Genomic DNA, 1244 nt, shown 5'->3' on the forward strand with positions numbered 1-1244 from the left:
TGCACCCGTGCGTCACACACGCGACGGACGCGACGCCCACCGGCGTGTCGCCGCCTGGGCTCGCGGGTCGAATAACCGGTTAAGAGGGTGTCGCCGACGGATCCGAACGAGGGCAGGAGCCCGGCGGAGCGAATCTTCTCCCCGAACAGCCATGCCGTGAATTGACCGGATTCATCCGGTCGTTGCAACACCGGGTTGTTGGAGCAACAGTAGCTGCGCGTTGATGACGAGCGTGGTGTCCTGCTTGGAGTCGATCGACCAGCCGATGATGCGGCGACTGTAGGCGTCCAGGACGGCGGCGCAGTAGACCCAGCCTTCCCGCGTGCGGTGTTGCGTGATGTCCGTGACCCAGAGCTCGTTCGGGCGGGGCCGGGAGAACTTCCGGTTCACGAGGTCATCCGAGGTGACAACGCCGCGCAGGCGTTTGGCGCGTGCCGGCCCGGGGAGCCCGTAGATCCCGACCTCGTGCATCAGCTTGAACACGGTCTTGTCGCTGACGGTGACACCCATCGCCATGGTCAGCTCGGCGTGGACGCGGCGGTAGCCGTAGGTGCCGCGCGAGGTGACGTGCACTTCCCGGATCAGCCCGGTCAGCCACTGTCGGCGTAGCTCGGACTGGGTCAGGGGCTTCCGTTTCACGCGGTAGTAGTGCTGCCTAGCAACTCCGAGGACGCGGCAGCAACGGTCGATCGGGATCCCGGCGTCGGCGAGGCGGTCGATCACCGGGAAGAGCCTTTTGGGCGGGGGCGCTCCTCGTCCAGGAACTTCGCCGCCTGTCGGACGATCAGCAGCTCTGTCTCGAGCTCGCGGATGCGGCGCTTCGCGGCGCGCAGCTCCGCCGATTCCGAGGACGGGACACCAGGCCGGCGGCCTTGGTCGATGTCGTCCTGGCGGATCCAGTTCGACAGTGTGACGGGATGGATGCCGAGTTCGACGGCGGTCTGCTTGGCCTGCTTACCGGCGCGCACGAGCGCGACAGCGCGCGCACGGAACTCCGGCGGATAAGGACGGGGCATGAGGACGAGCCTTCCGGATGGGCCTGTCAAGTGGTCTGTGTAAGCGGGGTCAGAGGTGGGGGTTGATTCGGTCGGGGTAGGCGAGTGCGAGCTGTTCGAGGGCTTGTTTCCAGTTCGTGGTGACTGCGCCTTCTGTCGCGCGTCAGAATGTTTGGCAGGGGTAGTTAGTTGCTGATGCAACGCCCCAGCTGAGAGGTCTGAAGCATGAGTCGTCCCCCGACGATCCCG

The 1244-nt window shown here is 65.9% G+C and carries 1 pseudogene; it reads right to left on the reverse strand.

Features of this window, described 5'->3' with window-relative positions:
- Positions 1-83: 83 nt before the first annotated feature.
- A pseudogene (locus tag AB0O89_RS15035) lies at positions 84-1016 on the reverse strand (IS3 family transposase); the annotation flags it as partial.
- Positions 1017-1244 lie beyond the last annotated feature (228 nt).

Source organism: Microbacterium sp. NPDC076895 (assembly GCF_040687115.1).
Lineage (GTDB): Bacteria > Actinomycetota > Actinomycetes > Actinomycetales > Microbacteriaceae > Microbacterium.